This is a genomic window from Microbacterium sp. (assembly GCF_031178445.1).
In the GTDB taxonomy this organism is placed as follows: domain Bacteria; phylum Actinomycetota; class Actinomycetes; order Actinomycetales; family Microbacteriaceae; genus Microbacterium.
This window is the reverse complement of sequence record NZ_JAPSIY010000002.1, coordinates 448,033-464,181: the sequence shown is the minus strand read 5'-3', so window position 1 is coordinate 464,181 and position 16,149 is coordinate 448,033. Positions and strand designations below refer to the sequence as shown.

Sequence of the window (16,149 nt, the reverse complement as noted above, 5' to 3'; positions counted from 1 at the left end):
GCGGGGTCAAGCCGCGCGCAACTCTTTCTCACTATATGAGATGATGATGCGTGCGCCGTCGAGCGCACCCTAGGCTGACGGCAGAGGGGGTCACCCATGTCCGACACCAACGCGCGCGCGCCGCTGCAGACGGTCGATCGTGCGCTCAGCATCCTGCTGTCGTTCACCGAACGGCGCACGGACTGGGGCGTGACCGACCTGGCGAAAGAGTTCGATCTCGACAAGTCGGCGGCGCAGCGGCTGCTGAGCACGCTGGCCGCGCGCGGGTTCCTGCATGCCGACCGGACGACGCGCCGGTACCGCCTCGGCCCCGCCCTCTGGCGGATCGCCTCGACCTGGGAACGGCGCGGCGGCATGGCCGTGCTCGTCGAACCCCTGCTCGCCGATCTCGCCGACGCCTCATCGCGTACCGCCGTGTTCGCGCTCGCAGACGGCGCGTACGTGCGATGCGTCGCGGCGGTCGACGGGGGCACGAGTCCGATGCGCGATCATCCGCTCGTCGGCGAGCTGTACCCCGCGCACGCCGGGGCGACGTCGCGCGCCTACTTCGCCTTCCTCTCCGCCGGCCAGCGCCAGCAGCTCATGTATCACCGGCCGCTCGCGAAGTTCAGCGACCTCACCGCTCTGGATGCGGCGGAGGTCGAAGCCGACATGCAGAAGGTAGCCGACGTCGGCTGGGCCTACTCGGCCGGTGAGTACGACCAGAACACGCGCGCCCTCGCCGCTCCCGTGTTCGTCACCGGGCGTCCCGTGGGATCGGTGAGCATCGGCGAGCACAAGCGGGAGCGCCTCGGCGACATCCACGATCACCTCGACGTGCTGCTGCGCACCGCCCAGCAGATCGGCAACCTCCTCTCCTCGCACGCCCCTCAGCGAAAGCTCCACGAATGAATCTGCTCCTGCTGTCCAACTCCACGAACGTCGGACTTCCCTACCTCGACCACGCCTGGCACGTCGTGCTCCCCGCTCTCGACGGCATCGACGAGATCGTGTTCGTGCCCTACGCACTCGCCGACCACGACGCGTACACGGCGAAGGTGCGCGAAGCCTTTGCCGCGCACGGAATCGCCGTCCGCGGCGCGCACGAGTCCGCTTCGCCCGCCGAGGCGGTGTCAGGGGCATCCGCGGTGTTCGTCGGCGGCGGCAACACCTTCCGCCTGCTCGAGAACGTGGTGGCCCTCGGACTCGACGTCGCACTGCGCACGCACGCGGATGCGGGACGCCCGTACCTCAGCGCGAGTGCCGGCACCAACCTCGCCGCTCCCAGCATCCGCACCACCAACGACATGCCGATCGTGTTCCCCGGACGATTCGAGGCGCTGGGCCTCGTGCCGTTCCAGATCAACTGCCACTACCTCGACGCCGATCCCTCCTCGACGCATGCGGGTGAGACGCGCGCGCTGCGCCTGGCGGAATATCTGGAGGAGAACGAGACACCCGTCGTGGCGCTACGGGAGGGAACCTGGATCCGCGTGCGGGAGCACAGCATCGAGATCGGCGGCGAAGCCGTCTCCCCCGGCCTCGGGCCCGCGCTGCTGTTCGCCCGAGGGCAGGAGCCGCAGGAGATCTCGGGAGACATCACCTCCCTAGTGCAGCCGACGCGCTGATCACGCTCATTCCTGACGCGCCGGCGTCGCCTGACGCGCACGTGTGACGAGTGCGTCGCCGAGCTTCGTGGCGGCCTGCTCGAGTTCGGGCAGATGGTCGAGCAGGTCGTCCTCGGGGTGCGAGGCCACGTCCTCGATGACGGCGACGGAGGCGACAGGTCGAGTACCCATGCGCACGGGCATGCCCAGCGCGCGGGTCCGCGCGTCGTACTCCCCCTCTGAGAGCGCATACCCGAGTCGGGCGGTGTTGTCGAACTCCGCTTCCAGCGCCGTGAGGTCTGTGGGCGTGTGGTCGGAGAAGCGGCCGAACGGCCGGTCATCCAGCAGCGCACGCCGCTCGAGCCGGTCGAGGAAGGCGAAATAGGCGCGAGAGGCGGCACCGGCATGCGCGGGGTACAGCGCCCCGCGGAACAGGTGGGAACGCGGCGGACCGCTGACCCCGTCGACGGCGGCGACGACGCGGACATGCGCGCCGTCGGGGATGGCGAACACGGCCGTGCGGCCGGTCCTCGCCGCGAGGTGCTCGAGCACCGGTCCGGCGAGGGCCGCGAGTCCGCCGGTGCGCTCCCACAGCAGTGCCATCCGCCAGAGCGCGGGGCCGAGGCGGTACCGATGGCTGTACGGCACCACGCGCAGGAAACCCTGCTCAGCCAACGCCGCGAGCAGCCGCTGTGCCGTAGAGCGACTCAAGCCGAACTCGGCCGCCAGCTCTGTCACTCCCCACTCCGAGCGGGTCTCGGAGTACGAGAGAAGGATCGCGAGCGCCCGCTCGACGGTCTGCAGCGATGTCGTTGCCACACGGATCACTCTAAGAGCAGCGCTCCGATAGCGGGATGCCATCCCAAATAGTGGGATTCGTTTGGCGTCTGGCCTCGCCGCTCCCACACTTGCAAACGTCACCGCCGACACGTTAGGACCACCCGAATGAGCTCCCACACCACCACCGGCGCCTCCGTCACCGAGAGCACGCCCCCGCGCCATCCCCGCGCGCTCGAGCCCGCCACACTGATCATCACCATCCTGCTGAGCGTCGGAGGCGCCGTCATCGGCCTCCACCTCGTCACCACGCTCGGCATCTCCGCCAACACCTCGGTGATCGGCGCCCTGGTCGCGATGGTGATGGGACGCCTGTCGTTCCTGGGCCTGAGTCGCTTCCGCAGCATCCATCGTCAGAACCTGGCGCAGAGCAGCATCTCGGGCGCGACGTTCGCGGCCGCCAACTCGCTGCTCACACCGATCGCCATCCCGTTCGCCATCGGCCGGCCCGACCTCGTCTGGCCGATGCTGATCGGAGCATCCTTCGCGCTTCTGGTCGACGGCTTCATCCTTTACCGGGCGTTCGGCTCGGAGTTCCTGCCCGCCACCGCCGCCTGGCCTCCGGGGGTCGCCGCAGCCGAGACGATCAAGGCGGGCGACCGCGGCGGACGCCGCGCGCTCGTGCTCGCCGGCGGCGCCGCCGTCGGCGTCGGCGCCTCATTCTTCGGGCTGCCAATGTCGGCCTTCGGCGTCGCCTTCCTCGGCAACGTCTGGGCGCTGTCGATGTTCGCCGTCGGTCTGATCACGAACCAGATCGTCCCGGCGACGACGGGCATCTCACTCTCGGCTGCGTTCATCCCGCACGGGGTCATGATCGGCGCGGGCCTGATCGCCCTGTTCCAGGCCGCACGCATCCTGCTGTCCAAGCGCACCGAGAAGCTGGCCGAGGACGTCGAGGGCACCGCAGACCCGTCGCTGGCATCGACCGTGTCGCGCCGCACGCTGCGGGCCGTGCTCCGCAACGGCTTCGCGCTCTACCTCGGCGGCGCGGTCCTGATCGCCGTCGTGGGCGGCCTGTGGACCGAGCTGACCTGGTACGCGCTCATCGGGTGGGTCCTCTTCGCAGCCGTCGCCGCGATCGTGCACGAGCTCATCGTCGGACTGGCCGCGATGCACTCCGGATGGTTCCCCGCCTTCGCCGTGACCCTCATCTTCATGGTGATCGGTCTGCTGATCGGCATCCCGGTGGTGCCGCTCGCGATGCTCACCGGATACTGCGCGGCGACCGGCCCCGCATTCGCCGACATGGGGTACGACCTGAAGGCGGGCTGGATACTGCGCCGCGGCGAGCGCCCCTACACCCGCTTCGAGCTCGACGGCCGCAAGCAGCAGTTCATCTCATCGGTCATCGGATTTCTGGTCGCGATCGCGATGGTGGCGATCCTCTGGCAGCCGTTCTTCGCCAATGCGCAGATCCCCCCGGTCTCGAAGGTCTTCGCAGACACCATCACGCAGGGCCTCGCCGATCCCGGCATCTGGCTCACGCTCGCTCTGTGGGCGATCCCGGGCGCCCTCATCCAGCTCATCGGCGGCGCCAAGCGCCAGATGGGCGTCATGCTCGCCACCGGGCTGCTCATCGCCACCCCCTGGGCCGGCGTGCTCGTCGTCCTCGGGCTGATCGCCCGCGTCGTCTGGGAGAAGTGGCGCGGCGAGAAGGGGCACAACGAGGTCGTGCTCTTCGGCGCAGGCATCATCGCCGGCGACGCCGTCTGGGGCACAGCCCAGGTCTTCAAGTAGAACCCGGCCGCACCGGCCCAACGCACACCCTGCCGCATCGCCGGCACCGCATGAAGGAGAGAAAGTGGAAGTCGTCAGCCGAATCGAGAGCCGACCCGAGTACCTGAACTTCGAGGCCCAGCGGGGCGCTCGGACGCTGATCGAGGAGATCATGCTGGTGAAGCCGGGCGAGAACGTCGTCATCACGGCTGACACGGCATCCGACCAGCGCGTCGTCGACGTGACCGCCGCCGCCGCGTTCGCGGCCGGCGCGAACCCCGTCGTGATCCGCTACGCGACCAGCTCCACCAGCGCCGCCGAGCCGCCGGCCCCGATCGCCGCAGCGATCGCGGCCGCGGACGTGTGGATCGAGTACCAGCTCGGCTACATCATGCACTCGAACGCCTTCCGCGCGGCGCTCGCCAACGGCGCCCGCTACATCAACCTCACCGGCATGGACGTGCAGATGCTCGTCGACACCGTCGCCCGCGTGGACTACGCCGAGGTGACGGAGCTGGGCTGGGCGCTGGTGCGCCTGATCGAGAGGGCCGACGAGATCCGGATCACCAGCCCCGCCGGCACCGACGTCACCGCGAAGATCGGCGGACGGCCGATCAACCTGCGCGGCCTGCCCGCCACGCAGCCCGGCCAGTCGGTCATGCTGTCGGGCCAGATCTCGTTCAACCCGCTGGAGGAGACTCAGAACGGCACCGTGGTCTTCGACGGCGGTGCCTGGCCCCCCAACGAGCTCGGTCTGCTGAACAGCCCGATCCACTGCACGGTCGAGAACGGCGTCATCACCGATCTCACCGGCCCCGGCACGGATGCCGCTGTGTTCGCCAATTGGATGGCCTCGCACGACGACCCCAACATGTACCGCCTGGCGCACTGGAGCCTCGGCTTCAACCCCGGAGTGCCCCAGCTCACCGGCCGCATCGTCGAGGACGAACGCGTCTTCGGCACCGTGGAGTTCGGCATGGGCACCAAGGGCGCCTGGATCGGCGGAGATCCGTGGGAGGCCGCCGCGCACACCGACGCGAGCATGAACCTTCCGTCCATCTTCCTCGACGGCGAGGCGCTCGAGGTCGACGGTCGCTACGTGCACCCCGAGATCGTGGCGATCTGCGCGCGCATGGGCGTCGAGGGGTACGCGGCATGACCGCACCGCCGCTCGCCTCCTCCCCCGCCCGACGGGTGGGAGACCTGGTCGTCGTCGAGCATCGCCTGCGAGTGCCGCTCGACCACGGCCGGGCCGACGGCGACTCGATCGAGATCTTCGCGCGCGAGGTGGCGTCGGTCACCGGCGCGCGCCGGGATCTTCCGCTGCTGGCGTGGTTCCAGGGCGGCCCCGGCAACCGGGCGGATCGCCCCCTGAACGCCTCCGGCTGGCTGGGCCGGGCGCTGGAGGAGTTCAGGGTCGTGCTGATCGACCAGCGCGGCACAGGACTCTCCTCGCCGATATCGCGCGCGACCATCGCCGGACTGTCTGCGCAGCAGGTCGCAGAGCGGCTGACGCACTTCCGCGCCGACGCGATCGTCGCCGACGCCGAGGCACTGCGCACCGCGCTCGGCGCCCGCACCTGGAGCATCCTGGGGCAGAGCTTCGGCGGGTTCATCGCCACCACCTACCTGTCCAGCCATCCGCAGTCCCTCGACCGCGTGCTGATCACCGCCGGGCTGCCGACGCTCGGCGGCGACCCCGACGAGGTGTACCGACGCACTTATGCGCAGACCGCGCGCCGCACCGACGAGCTGTTCCGGACCCACCCGGCTCTCGAGCAGATCTGCCGCGACGTCGTGCTGCACCTCGAGGAGCACGACGAGCGCCTTCCGACCGGTGAGCGATTGACACCGGAGCGTTTTCGCACGCTCGGCATCCAGCTGGGCTCGCAGAGCGGCTTCGCCGCCATCGCCTACCAACTGGAAGCGGCGTTCGTGCGGACGCCGTCCGGCCGCCGACTCAGCGACGCATTCCTCGTCGAGGCCGGGGGCGTGCTGTCGTTCGGGCGCAATCCGCTGTACGCGGTGATGCACGAGTCAATCTACTCCGCAGGCGAGCCGACCCGGTGGTCGGCCCATCGCGTGGGCGCCGAGATCCAGCAGGCGGATGCCGACGGGCGGTTCCGCTTCACCGGTGAGATGATCTTCCCGTGGCAGTTCGAGCAGGATCCCGCCCTGGTCCCCTTCGCCGAGACGGCAGAGATCATCGCCGGGTATGAGGGCTGGGCGCCCCTCGTCGACACGGCTGCGCTCGAGGCGAATACCGTCCCCGTCGCGGCAGCCGTGTACCTCGACGACATGTTCGTGCCTGCGGATCTGTCGCTCGAGACGGCGGCGGTGATCCAGGGCATCGGGCTCGACGTCACCAACCGCTACCAGCACGATGGGATCAGACAGGACGGACCGGCGATCCTGACCCGGCTGCTCGACCTGACGCGCTGAGCGCCGCACCTGCGGCATGCCAGGATGATCGGATGCTGCATATGAGGTCACGACGGTGAACCGCGCGTTCGCCGCGATGGGCGACCGCAATTTCCGCTGGTTCTTCCTCGCCAGGGCGATCACGATGGTCACCGGCTCGATGTCGGCGATCGCGCTGGCGTTCGCCGTGCTCGAGATCGACAACCACCCCGAGAGCCTGTCGTTCGTACTCGCGGCGTTCACGCTCAGCAACGTCGTGTTCGTCCTGTTCGGCGGGGTGGTGGCCGACAGACTCCCCCGCGCGCTGGTCATCCAGACCTGCTACGTGATCGATATCCTCTCGATCGGCGCGATCGCGGTGCTGCTGTTCACCGGCACCGCGACCATCCCGGTCATCGTCGGGCTCGCCGCCCTCAACGGCGCCTCGACGGCGTTCGTCCTGCCCGCGATGCAGGGCATCATCCCGCAGCTGACGACACCGGAGCACCTGCAGCAGGCCAATGCGATGCTGTCGTTCGTGCGCTCGACCGTCGTGATCGGCGGTCCTGTCATCGCGGGCATCCTGGTGACCACGGTCGGGCCCGCCTGGGCGATGATCGTGCAGGTCGTCGGCTGGCTGGTCGCGATCCCCGTCCTCGCCCTGGTCAAGCTGCCTCGGCCGGCCGGAGCCGGGCGGTTCTCGCTGTTCTCCGATCTGCGCACGGGGTGGAGCGAGTTCTGGAGCCGCTCCTGGCTGTGGACGATCGTGCTCGCCTTCATGCTGATGAACGCCATCCACGTGGGTGCGTGGGGCGTTGTCGGTCCGTACATCGCGAAGAACGACGAGCGCCTCGGCATCGCCGGATGGGGCTGGGTCGTCAGCGCCGAGGGCGTCGGCGTGCTCCTCATGACGCTCGTGCTGATGTGGTTCCCGCTTCGGCGGCCGCTGCGGTACGGGATGCTCGGGATGGCCGCTTTCGCGATCCCGCTGACAATGCTGGGCGTGCACCCCGCAGTCGTGCTGGTCGCGATCGCCGCCTTCCTCGCCGGAGCGGGAGCCGAGGTGTTCAGCACAGGCTGGAACGTCGCGATGATGGAGAACATCCCCGGCGACAAGCTGTCCCGCGTCGCCAGCTACGACATGCTCGGCAGCTTCGTCGTGATGCCGATCGGCACCCTGGTGTACGGCTGGCTGATCACGCGGGCCGACCCCGCCACCGTGCTCACCACATCGGCGATCCTCTACGCGGCGATCGCCCTCGTCACGCTGATCGTGCCGAGTGTCTGGCGGATGGGGCGGGTGGAGGCGGCGGCCGTCGCGAAGTGACGGCCGCCGCCCGCACGGTCAGAGACTGATGAGGAACAGGGCGGCCGCCATCACCACGCCCGACCCGAGCAGCGTGACGAACGTGTAGCCGAGGATGTCTCGCATCTTCAGCCCGGCGATCGCGAGCACCGGCAGAGCCCAGAACGGCTGGATCATGTTGGTCCACTGGTCTCCATAGGCCACGGCCATGATGGCGATCGCCGGATCGACGCCCAGCTGATTCGCCGCGTCGAGCATGATGGGTCCCTGCACGGCGAACTGGCCGCCGCCCGAGGGTACGAAGAAGTTCACGATGCCGGCTGAGAGCAGAGCGAGCACCCCGAAGGTCACCGGTGTCGCGATGGACACGAAAGCGTTCGAGAACAGCTCGATCAGCCCCGAGCTCACCATGATGCCGAGGATGCCCGCGTACAGAGGGAACTGCAGCAGGATCTCGCCCACGTTGGACGCGGCCTTCTTGGTGAGGAAGATCAACTCGAACGGGCTGCGCACGAGCAGCAGGATCAGGGCCAGGAACGACCAGTTCACGATGTCGAGCGTGAGTGTGCCCCCCTGCACGAAGTGCACCACGAGGTAGGCGACCAGTCCGAGGCCGAGGATGAGAGTCAGGATGCGGGACGCGTCGATCCGGTCGGCCGGGGTGACGACTTCGTCGCCGGCCTCGTCCATCCCCTCCGAGCCGACGTGCGCAGGCAGTTCGTAGACCGGCTCGCCCTTGCACGGCCGGATCATGAAGAAGAGCAGCGCGCACACAACGATCACGCCGAGCGCCGCCAGCATGTTCCAGCCCGAGAAGACGGTCTGCGAGACCGGCACCACCTCTCCTCCCAGGCTGGGGGCGAGGAACGAGTCGGGGGTGGCTGCGGTGAGCGGCCCCGAACCGGAGTAGCCCATGTGCCACACCACGAAGCCGGAGTATCCCGCGGCGACCAGCAGCGGGAAGTGCACCTTCATGCCGCGCTCACGCGCCTGCACGGCGATCTCGCGGGCGAGCAGCGTGCCGACGATCAGGCCCAGTCCCCACGTGATGAGGCTCGCGATCGCAGCGATCACGAAGACGAACACGTACGCGGTCGCCGCCGTGCGGGGCACGCGCGCCAACCAGGCGAGCAGGCGTCGCACCGGCCTGGTGTTGGCGAGCATGTACCCGAGAAGCAGGATCAGGCACATCTGGGTCATGAACGCGAGAAGCCCCGCGAGCCCGTCGCCCCATCCCTTGACGACATCGACCGGGCTGGTCCGGGTCAGGGTCATCGCGAGCACGGCGACGACCAGTGTGAGGACGATCGCGAAGGTGAGCGCGGATGGCACCCATCTCTCGAGGAAGCGGTTCACAGGGCGCATCACACTGCGCCGCTCAGGTCTGGTCTGCGTCGTCGGCATGACTGAAACTCCTTCGTTCCGGACGTGTCCTTCGACCATATCCATCCGCCCTGGACCCCGCAGATCCTGCCGATCCATAGCCAGCGCGACCAGACTGAGCCCATGACCTTCGAGATTCTCACCGCTCTCGCCGATCGGGCAGCCCTGTTCACCGCCCTCCGCCAGGATCAGCTGGCCGCCGCGACGGACGCTCTCGGCGAGCATCGCTGGGACGCGGACCTCGCCGCAGGCACCTTCACCTTCACTGCCGAGACGGATCCGTCGCGCACGCTCGTGGCCACCCCGCACCTCGTCGCCTCGATCGCACCTGGCCCCCGATCGCTGATGTGGTCGTGGGCTCTCCCACAGGGTGACCGCACCGGCGTCACGGACGATCTGCGCGCGTACGGCGAGCAGCACGGGATCACAGAGCTCACCACGGGCGAGGTCGCCTTTCCCGACGACATCGGCGACGACGTGGACGACTGGATCTCACGACTCGCCCACACCGTCGCCGGTGCCGCCGTGGAGATCACCGGCCTCTCGCCCTACTACTCCGCGCCCGCGGGCGGCGCGCGGGCCGTGCTGCTGCTCGACGCCCCGATCGAACCGCTCACCGTTGCCGCCGCCGTCGCCGCCCTGCCCCGCATCCTGTCCGGAACGGCGATGCGCGACCCTCGCGCATCGGTCTGGGACCTCGCCCGCCTCGCCGGGTGGACCATGGAGTGGACCGACGACGCGTTCAGCGGTGCCCTCGTGAGCGACAGCACGGGAACCGCGACCTTCCGGTTCGATGAGCAGGCTCGCATCAGCGGTGTCGAAGGACGAATCGGCGGCGCCTGAATCTCCGGGCCGCCCGCTGGCGCACTTCTCAAGGGATCGGATCGAGGTTCCGCAGAACTGTGCCACGCTGGATGCCATGAGGAACAGCATCATCCGCTTCGGCGCGCTCTACGTCTTCACCGTGGCGGTGCTCCTGGTGATCGGCCTGACGCTGGGGAGCGTGCGGGTCGGCCTGCACGCGCTGTGGGCGGGCGTCGTGCTCACCCTCGCGGCGCTCTTCGTCAAACCGGTCCTGCGCTCACTGTTCCGCAACGCCGCCGATCGCCGCGGCCGCGGTGGTCAGAAGGCCGTGCAGTATGCACTGGTGTACGCGGTGGAACTCGCCCTGTGGCTGCTGACGGTGTGGCTGACGCCCGTGCGCGCGTCCGGGTTCTGGGGCATCCTGCTGCCGCCACTGATCCTGCTGCTCGGCTGGGTGGTCTACGACCGGATCGACGACCGCCTGCACACTCAGGTGGGACGCGTCTACGACGCGGCCGAGGCGAAGCTGCGGGGCGCACCGGCGCCCACCCGCACGGCGGCGCCCTCCGGTTCTCCCGCCACCGGGCCGTCGACCGGACATCGAAGCGAGCCGGACGACGGGCTCACCCCGGAACAGCGCCGCATGCTCGACGAGCTGGGCTGAGCCTCACGCTCGCTCAGTGAGCCGCTCCGCAGCCTCCACGACGTTGGTCATGAGCAGTGCGACCGTCATCGGGCCGACTCCGCCCGGGTTCGGCGAGATCCAGCCGGCGACCTCCGCCACGTCCGGGTGCACGTCCCCGTAGACCTTCGACTTGCCCGTCTCGGGGTCGTCCTCCCTCGTCACGCCGACGTCGAGTACGGCGGCGCCCGGCTTGACGTCCTCGGCGCGGATGAGGTGCTTCACGCCCGCCCCCGCGACGATCACATCCGCCTGTCGAAGGTGAGGCGACATGTCTGGGGTGCCGGTGTGCACCTGCGTGACCGTGGCGTTGATGTCGCGACGGGTGAGCAGCAGTCCCATCGGGCGGCCGATCGTCACGCCGCGGCCCACGACCACGACGTGCTTGCCCTGCAGGTCGTAGCCGTTGCGCCGCAGCAGCTCGATCACGCCGCGGGGCGTGCACGGCAGGGGCGTGTGGATCGGCGCGTTGACGTTCAGCACCAGGCGGCCGAGGTTGGTCGGATGCAGGCCGTCGGCGTCCTTGGCGGGGTCGATCCGCTCAAGGATCGCGTCGGTGTCGAGGTGCTTCGGCAGCGGCAGCTGCACGATGTACCCGTGGCACTCGGGATCGGCGTTCAGCTCGTCGATCAGGGCCTCGACCTCGGCCTGGGTAGCGTCGGCCGGCAGTTCGCGCTGGATCGAGTTCATCCCGATCGCCTCGGACTGCCGGTGCTTCATCCCGACGTACAGCTGGGATGCGGGATCGGCGCCGACGAGCACCGTGGCGATACCGGGCACGACCCCGCGTTCGCGCAGCGCCGCGACCCGCTCGGCGAGCTCGGTCTTGATGGCGGCCGACGCCGCCTTGCCGTCCAGGATCTTCGCGGTCATGCACCGCTCCTTTCACACCGGTGCGAAACCACATTCCGCATGAGACACCGCGCCACACGTGGCGTCTCATGCGCGAATGGGCTTCTCACGCGAACAAGCCGATCCGGGCGCGCTTACTGAGCCAGGTCGGGGTAGAGCGGGAAGGCCTCGGCGAGGGTGGCGACGCGGGCGCGCAGCGCCTCGACGTCGGCGTCCGGCAGCAGGGCGAGGGCGATGATGTCGGCGACCTCCGTGAACTCGGCGTCGCCGAAGCCGCGGGTGGCGAGCGCCGGCGTGCCGATGCGTAGGCCGCTCGTGACCATCGGGGGGCGCGGGTCGTTCGGCACTGCGTTGCGGTTCACGGTGATGTGGATCTCGTGCAGCAGATCCTCGGCCTGCTTGCCGTCGATCTCAGCGTCGCGCAGGTCGACCAGCACCAGGTGCACGTCGGTGCCGCCCGAGCGCACGGCGATGCCGGCATCCTTGACGTCCTGCTGCGAGAGACGGTCGGCGATGATGGCGGCACCGCGCAGCACGCGCTCCTGTCGCTCCTTGAACTCCGGCGTCGCCGCGAGCTTGAACGCGGTGGCCTTGGCTGCGATCACGTGCATGAGCGGGCCGCCCTGCTGGCCAGGGAACACCGCCGAGTTGATCTTCTTGGCGATGTCGGCGTCGTTGGTGAGGATGAAGCCGGAGCGGGGCCCGCCGATCGTCTTGTGCACGGTCGACGAGACGACGTGCGCGTGCGGCACCGGGTTTGGGTGCAGGCCCGCCGCGACGAGACCGGCGAAGTGCGCCATGTCCACCCACAGGATGGCGCCGACCTCGTCGGCGATCTCGCGGAACTTCGCGAAGTCGAGCTGGCGCGGGTAGGCCGACCACCCGGCGATGATCACCTTCGGCTTGTGCTCGATGGCGAGCGCGCGCACCTCGTCCATGTCGATCATCGACGTCTCGGGGTTCACGCCGTAGGCGACGATGTCGTACAGCCGGCCGGAGAAGTTGATCTTCATTCCGTGAGTGAGGTGGCCGCCCTGGTCGAGCGAGAGACCGAGCAGCGTGTCACCGGGGCGGGCGATGGCATGCAGCACAGCGGCGTTCGCGGTGGCACCGGAGTGCGGCTGCACATTGGCGAACTCCGCTCCGAACAGCTCCTTCGCGCGGGCGATCGCGAGCTCCTCGGCGACATCGACCTCCTCGCAGCCGCCGTAGTAGCGGCGGCCGGGGTAGCCCTCGGCGTACTTGTTCGTGAGCACGGAGCCCTGCGACTGCAGCACCGAAACGGGCACGAAGTTCTCGGAGGCGATCATCTCGAGGTAGCCGCGCTGGCGGTTCAGCTCACGCTCGAGCACCTCTGCGATCTCAGGGTCGACCTCGGCGAGCGGGGCGTTGAAGTAGCGGTCGGTCATGACGTTCTCCTGTTCACACGGTGAAGGGGGTGTTCCTCATCGGCCCAGGCGCGCGGTCGATTCCTATGAGGCCGCTCCCCGGTGGTGACCCACCCAGACGCCAGTCGCGACGGTGAAAGCTTAGCGGATTCATCCAGAGCGCGAAGGCGTCGCGCGGTAGGTTTTGTTCATGGTCTTACCTGATCCGCTCCCCCTCGTTCCCGCGCCCCTGTCGGCGATCTCGGATGCGGGCCGCACGCGCCTGAGCGACAGCACGCGCGTGATCGGCGACGCGTCCGCCGCGGCCGCGCTCATCGAACGCGTCGCGGCCCGCTGCGGCATCCGCATCCCGCTCGTCGCGGGTGAGCCTCGACCGGGCGACGTCGTGCTGCGCCTCGACGCCACCTCGGGGCCTGCCGAGGCCTACCGTCTGCGCGTCGGCGACGTCATTGAGATCACCGGGGCGGACGCGGCGGGTCTCTTCTACGGCATCCAGACGCTGCTGCAGCTGCTTCGCGAGGACGACGAGGGCTGGGGCTGGCAGCGCGTGCGGATCGAGGATGCTCCGCGCTTCGCGTACCGCGGCATGATGCTGGACGTCGCCCGCCACTTCTTCCCCGTGGCGGAGGTCAAGGCCGTCATCGACCGCGCGGCGGCGCTCAAGCTCAACCACGTGCACCTGCACCTCAGTGACGATCAGGGCTGGCGCCTGCACATCGACTCGTGGCCGCTGCTCTCGCAGATGTCCTCGGTCTCGAGTGCGAATGGCGATCAGGGCGGCTGCTACAGCAAGGACGACTACCGGGAGATCGTGGCGCACGCGGCATCACGGCACGTCACGATCGTCCCCGAGATCGACCTGCCAGGGCACACCCATGCGATCGGGCTGGCGTATCCCGAGCTCGTCGAGGATCCGGTGATGAACGATCACCTGCTGGCCGACGCCGCGCGTCTGGGCCAGGCGCTTCCCGTCGCAGGCGAGCCCTACACGGGCTGGGGCGTCGGACATTCCAGCGTGCGCATCAGGCAGGAGCGCACCTGGCGGTTCGTGCGCGACGCGCTCACCGAGCTTGCCGAGCTGACGCCGGGCCCCTACCTGCACATCGGCGGCGACGAGTCGCTCGGCACGAGCAAGTCGGACTTCGCATACTTCATGGAGCGCGCCACCGCTCTCGTGGTCGAAATCGGCAAGACGCCTGTCGCCTGGCACGAGGCGGGCGCCGTCGACCGGATCGCGGAGGGCACCGTCGGGCAGTACTGGGGCCGTACTTCCCCCGAAGGCACCCATGCCGCCGAGGCGGCGCACTTCGTGCACAGGGGCGGGCGTCTCATCCTATCGCCGGCCGACGCGAGCTATCTCGACATGAAGTACTCAGACGACTTCCCCCTCGGCCTGTCATGGGCGGGCGTGACGGACGTACGCGATGCATACGACTGGGAACCGGCCGCGGTACTCCCGGTCGACGACGAGGCGATCCTCGGCGTGGAGGCACCGCTGTGGACCGAGACCGTGCGCAGCCTTCACGACGCAGACCAGCTCACGCACCCGCGCATCGCGGCCGTCGCCGAGCTCGCTTGGACGTCAGCGGACAACCCGGAGCGGCGCATCGATTCGCTGCGCCACCGCATCGGCCGGCAGGCACTGCTGTGGCAGTCTGATGGCATCCGTTACCACCCCATCGCCGAGATCCCCTGGAGCACCCGTTGACCGAAACCACAGACACGCATCGCTCACGGGTCATCCACTCCGCCCGCATCATCGACGGCGGCGCCATCACCGAGGACGCCTGGGTGCGCTTCGAAGAGGGCCTGGTCACGGCGCGCGGCACCGGCGCCGGCTGGACGGATGCCGATGAGGTCATCGACGCCACCGCCGCAGCGGGCGCGGACGCGGTTCTCACTCCGGGATTCATCGATATCCATGGCCACGGCGGCGCGGGCGCGGCCTTCGATGACGGCCTCGAGGCGATCCGCACCGGCCGCCGCATGCACCGTTCGCACGGGACGACCCGGGCCGTGGTCTCCCTGGTCACGGGAACGATCGATGATCTCGCCCGTCGGGTGGAAGAGATCGCCGACCTGATGCTCACGGATGCCGACATCCTGGGCAGCCATCTCGAAGGCCCCTTCCTCGACCCCGGCCACCACGGGGCGCACGAACCGAGCCTGCTGCGCCACCCGCAGGCGGACGACGTCGCCCGGCTGCTGGATGCCGGGAGGGGCACGGTGCGGCAGGTGACCATCGCCCCCGAGCTGCCCGGCGGCATGGAGGCGATCCGCATGATCGTGGATTCCGGTGCTGCCGCGGCTGTCGGTCACACGGACGCGGATGCCGCGATCGCGCGTGCCGCCTTCGAAGCGGGCGCATCGATCCTCACGCACGCGTTCAACGCCATGAACGGCATCCACCACCGCGCACCGGGACCGGTGCTGGCCGCCGCCGCGGATCACCGTGTCGTGCTCGAGGGGATCGCCGACAACATTCACCTGCACCCGCATGTCATCAAACTGCTCTTCGACGCCGCCCCGGGCCGGGTCGCGCTGATCACGGATGCGATGGCCGCGGCGGGCAGCGCCGACGGGCATTACGACCTCGGCGCGGTGAAGGTCACCGTGAAAGACGGCATCGCCCGTGCGGATGACACCGGTTCCATCGCCGGCTCCACGCTCACCCAGGACGTCGCGCTGCGCCGCACGGTGGAGGCCGGGGTCGACCCGACGGCAGCCGTGCGCGCCCTCACGGAGACGCCGGCCGCTGCGATCGGATTCGGCTCCTGCCTCGGCCGTCTGCAGGAGGGCTACATCGCCGACGCGGTGCTGATGGACGCCACCCTGTCGGTGCGCGGCGTCTGGAGCGGTGCTGCGCCCGCGCGGCTGCGTCACTCGGGCTGAGAGTTCCACGCGGAAAGCGAGCGGCCGCCGTGCTCCCCAGCACGGCGGCCTCTCGGTCCCCAGCGAGCTGGCCAGGTCCGGAAACTCCTCCCCCGAGGCTTCCGGAACCTGACCGATCGATGCGTCATACCTGGCATCGGGCCCTTCAGCCGCCGCCCCCCGGTGGGGCTTCAGAACCGCTCTACAGAATGAGACGACGAGGAACCCGGTTCATTACGCGGGTCCCGAAAAAGAATCCGAGATCGGCGGATGCCTCGTCTGCGAGTTATGCACAGGGGTGGCCGCGACCTGTTTTTCGGGTGA

The 16,149-nt window shown here is 69.2% G+C and carries 14 protein-coding genes; 10 read left to right on the top strand and 4 right to left on the bottom strand.

Features of this window, described 5'->3' with window-relative positions; genetic code table 11:
• The first annotated feature begins 96 nt into the window (after nucleotides 1-96).
• Together RIN43_RS04980 and pepE are read left to right on the top strand one after the other, a co-directional pair.
• Nucleotides 97-891 (top strand): IclR family transcriptional regulator, encoded by a 795-nt coding sequence (locus RIN43_RS04980; protein WP_309127778.1) that lies wholly within the window; start codon nucleotides 97-99, stop codon nucleotides 889-891.
• Entirely contained in the window at nucleotides 888-1,607 is a 720-nt protein-coding gene (gene pepE / locus RIN43_RS04975) for a dipeptidase PepE (RefSeq protein ID WP_309127777.1), read from the top strand. The genes RIN43_RS04980 and pepE overlap by 4 nt, the downstream gene beginning before the upstream one ends.
• A gap of 6 nt (nucleotides 1,608-1,613) precedes the next feature.
• Here pepE and RIN43_RS04970 read toward each other — a convergent pair whose 3' ends face one another.
• The gene (locus tag RIN43_RS04970; RefSeq protein ID WP_309127776.1) at nucleotides 1,614-2,405 is read right to left on the bottom strand and encodes an IclR family transcriptional regulator; all 792 of its coding nucleotides are present in this window, start codon (nucleotides 2,403-2,405) and stop codon (nucleotides 1,614-1,616) included.
• A 126-nt stretch (nucleotides 2,406-2,531) separates the two neighbouring features.
• Between RIN43_RS04970 and RIN43_RS04965 the strand changes: the two genes are divergently transcribed.
• The 4 genes from RIN43_RS04965 to RIN43_RS04950 all read left to right on the top strand — a co-directional run bounded on the left by RIN43_RS04965 (nucleotide 2,532) and on the right by RIN43_RS04950 (nucleotide 7,866).
• Nucleotides 2,532-4,160: an OPT/YSL family transporter gene (locus tag RIN43_RS04965; protein WP_309127775.1), complete on the top strand. Its 1,629-nt coding sequence runs from the start codon at nucleotides 2,532-2,534 to the stop codon at nucleotides 4,158-4,160.
• 64 nt (nucleotides 4,161-4,224) lie between these two features.
• Entirely contained in the window at nucleotides 4,225-5,298 is a 1,074-nt protein-coding gene (locus tag RIN43_RS04960; RefSeq protein ID WP_309127774.1) for a hypothetical protein, read from the top strand.
• Nucleotides 5,295-6,581, top strand: coding sequence for an alpha/beta fold hydrolase (locus tag RIN43_RS04955; RefSeq protein ID WP_309127773.1), 1,287 nt, complete (start codon nucleotides 5,295-5,297; stop codon nucleotides 6,579-6,581). Before RIN43_RS04960 ends, RIN43_RS04955 begins: the two co-directional genes overlap by 4 nt.
• 55 nt (nucleotides 6,582-6,636) lie before the next feature.
• Nucleotides 6,637-7,866 (top strand): MFS transporter, encoded by a 1,230-nt coding sequence (locus RIN43_RS04950; RefSeq protein WP_309127772.1) that lies wholly within the window; start codon nucleotides 6,637-6,639, stop codon nucleotides 7,864-7,866.
• Nucleotides 7,867-7,884: 18 nt separating this feature from the next.
• Here the strand turns inward: RIN43_RS04950 and RIN43_RS04945 are convergent, their stop codons facing one another.
• Nucleotides 7,885-9,249, bottom strand: a complete 1,365-nt coding sequence (locus tag RIN43_RS04945; protein WP_309127771.1) for a TIGR00366 family protein — start codon at nucleotides 9,247-9,249, stop codon at nucleotides 7,885-7,887.
• Nucleotides 9,250-9,351: 102 nt separating this feature from the next.
• Between RIN43_RS04945 and RIN43_RS04940 the strand changes: the two genes are divergently transcribed.
• Both RIN43_RS04940 and RIN43_RS04935 read left to right on the top strand, forming a co-directional pair.
• Complete coding sequence (locus RIN43_RS04940) at nucleotides 9,352-10,071, top strand: DUF6882 domain-containing protein (protein ID WP_309127770.1); 720 nt, start codon at nucleotides 9,352-9,354, stop codon at nucleotides 10,069-10,071.
• A 76-nt stretch (nucleotides 10,072-10,147) separates the two neighbouring features.
• Nucleotides 10,148-10,696, top strand: coding sequence for a hypothetical protein (locus RIN43_RS04935; protein WP_309127769.1), 549 nt, complete (start codon nucleotides 10,148-10,150; stop codon nucleotides 10,694-10,696).
• Between the two features lie 3 nt (nucleotides 10,697-10,699).
• Here the strand turns inward: RIN43_RS04935 and RIN43_RS04930 are convergent, their stop codons facing one another.
• Nucleotides 10,700-11,587, bottom strand: a complete 888-nt coding sequence (locus RIN43_RS04930) for a bifunctional methylenetetrahydrofolate dehydrogenase/methenyltetrahydrofolate cyclohydrolase (protein ID WP_309127768.1) — start codon at nucleotides 11,585-11,587, stop codon at nucleotides 10,700-10,702.
• A 113-nt stretch (nucleotides 11,588-11,700) separates the two neighbouring features.
• Nucleotides 11,701-12,975 carry a serine hydroxymethyltransferase gene (glyA, locus tag RIN43_RS04925; protein WP_309127767.1) on the bottom strand — a complete coding sequence of 425 codons (1,275 nt, stop codon included), beginning with the start codon at nucleotides 12,973-12,975 and terminating at the stop codon, nucleotides 11,701-11,703.
• A gap of 169 nt (nucleotides 12,976-13,144) precedes the next feature.
• Between glyA and RIN43_RS04920 the strand changes: the two genes are divergently transcribed.
• Together RIN43_RS04920 and RIN43_RS04915 are read left to right on the top strand one after the other, a co-directional pair.
• On the top strand, nucleotides 13,145-14,662 hold the full coding sequence (locus RIN43_RS04920) for a beta-N-acetylhexosaminidase (RefSeq protein WP_309127766.1): 1,518 nt from the start codon (nucleotides 13,145-13,147) through the stop codon (nucleotides 14,660-14,662).
• On the top strand, nucleotides 14,659-15,846 hold the full coding sequence (locus RIN43_RS04915) for an amidohydrolase family protein (RefSeq protein WP_309127765.1): 1,188 nt from the start codon (nucleotides 14,659-14,661) through the stop codon (nucleotides 15,844-15,846). Before RIN43_RS04920 ends, RIN43_RS04915 begins: the two co-directional genes overlap by 4 nt.
• The last annotated feature ends 303 nt before the right edge of the window (nucleotides 15,847-16,149 follow it).

Bases quoted from the DNA above. Each gene is read 5' to 3' on its own strand.
- RIN43_RS04980 (WP_309127778.1), top strand. From the start codon at position 97: ATGTCCGACACCAACGCGCGCGCGCCGCTGCAGACGGTCGATCGTGCG.
- pepE (WP_309127777.1), top strand. From the start codon at position 888: ATGAATCTGCTCCTGCTGTCCAACTCCACGAACGTCGGACTTCCCTAC.
- RIN43_RS04965 (WP_309127775.1), top strand. From the start codon at position 2,532: ATGAGCTCCCACACCACCACCGGCGCCTCCGTCACCGAGAGCACGCCC.
- RIN43_RS04955 (WP_309127773.1), top strand. From the start codon at position 5,295: ATGACCGCACCGCCGCTCGCCTCCTCCCCCGCCCGACGGGTGGGAGAC.
- RIN43_RS04945 (WP_309127771.1), bottom strand. From the start codon at position 9,249: ATGCCGACGACGCAGACCAGACCTGAGCGGCGCAGTGTGATGCGCCCT.
- RIN43_RS04940 (WP_309127770.1), top strand. From the start codon at position 9,352: ATGACCTTCGAGATTCTCACCGCTCTCGCCGATCGGGCAGCCCTGTTC.
- RIN43_RS04935 (WP_309127769.1), top strand. From the start codon at position 10,148: ATGAGGAACAGCATCATCCGCTTCGGCGCGCTCTACGTCTTCACCGTG.
- RIN43_RS04930 (WP_309127768.1), bottom strand. From the start codon at position 11,587: ATGACCGCGAAGATCCTGGACGGCAAGGCGGCGTCGGCCGCCATCAAG.
- glyA (WP_309127767.1), bottom strand. From the start codon at position 12,975: ATGACCGACCGCTACTTCAACGCCCCGCTCGCCGAGGTCGACCCTGAG.
- RIN43_RS04920 (WP_309127766.1), top strand. From the start codon at position 13,145: ATGGTCTTACCTGATCCGCTCCCCCTCGTTCCCGCGCCCCTGTCGGCG.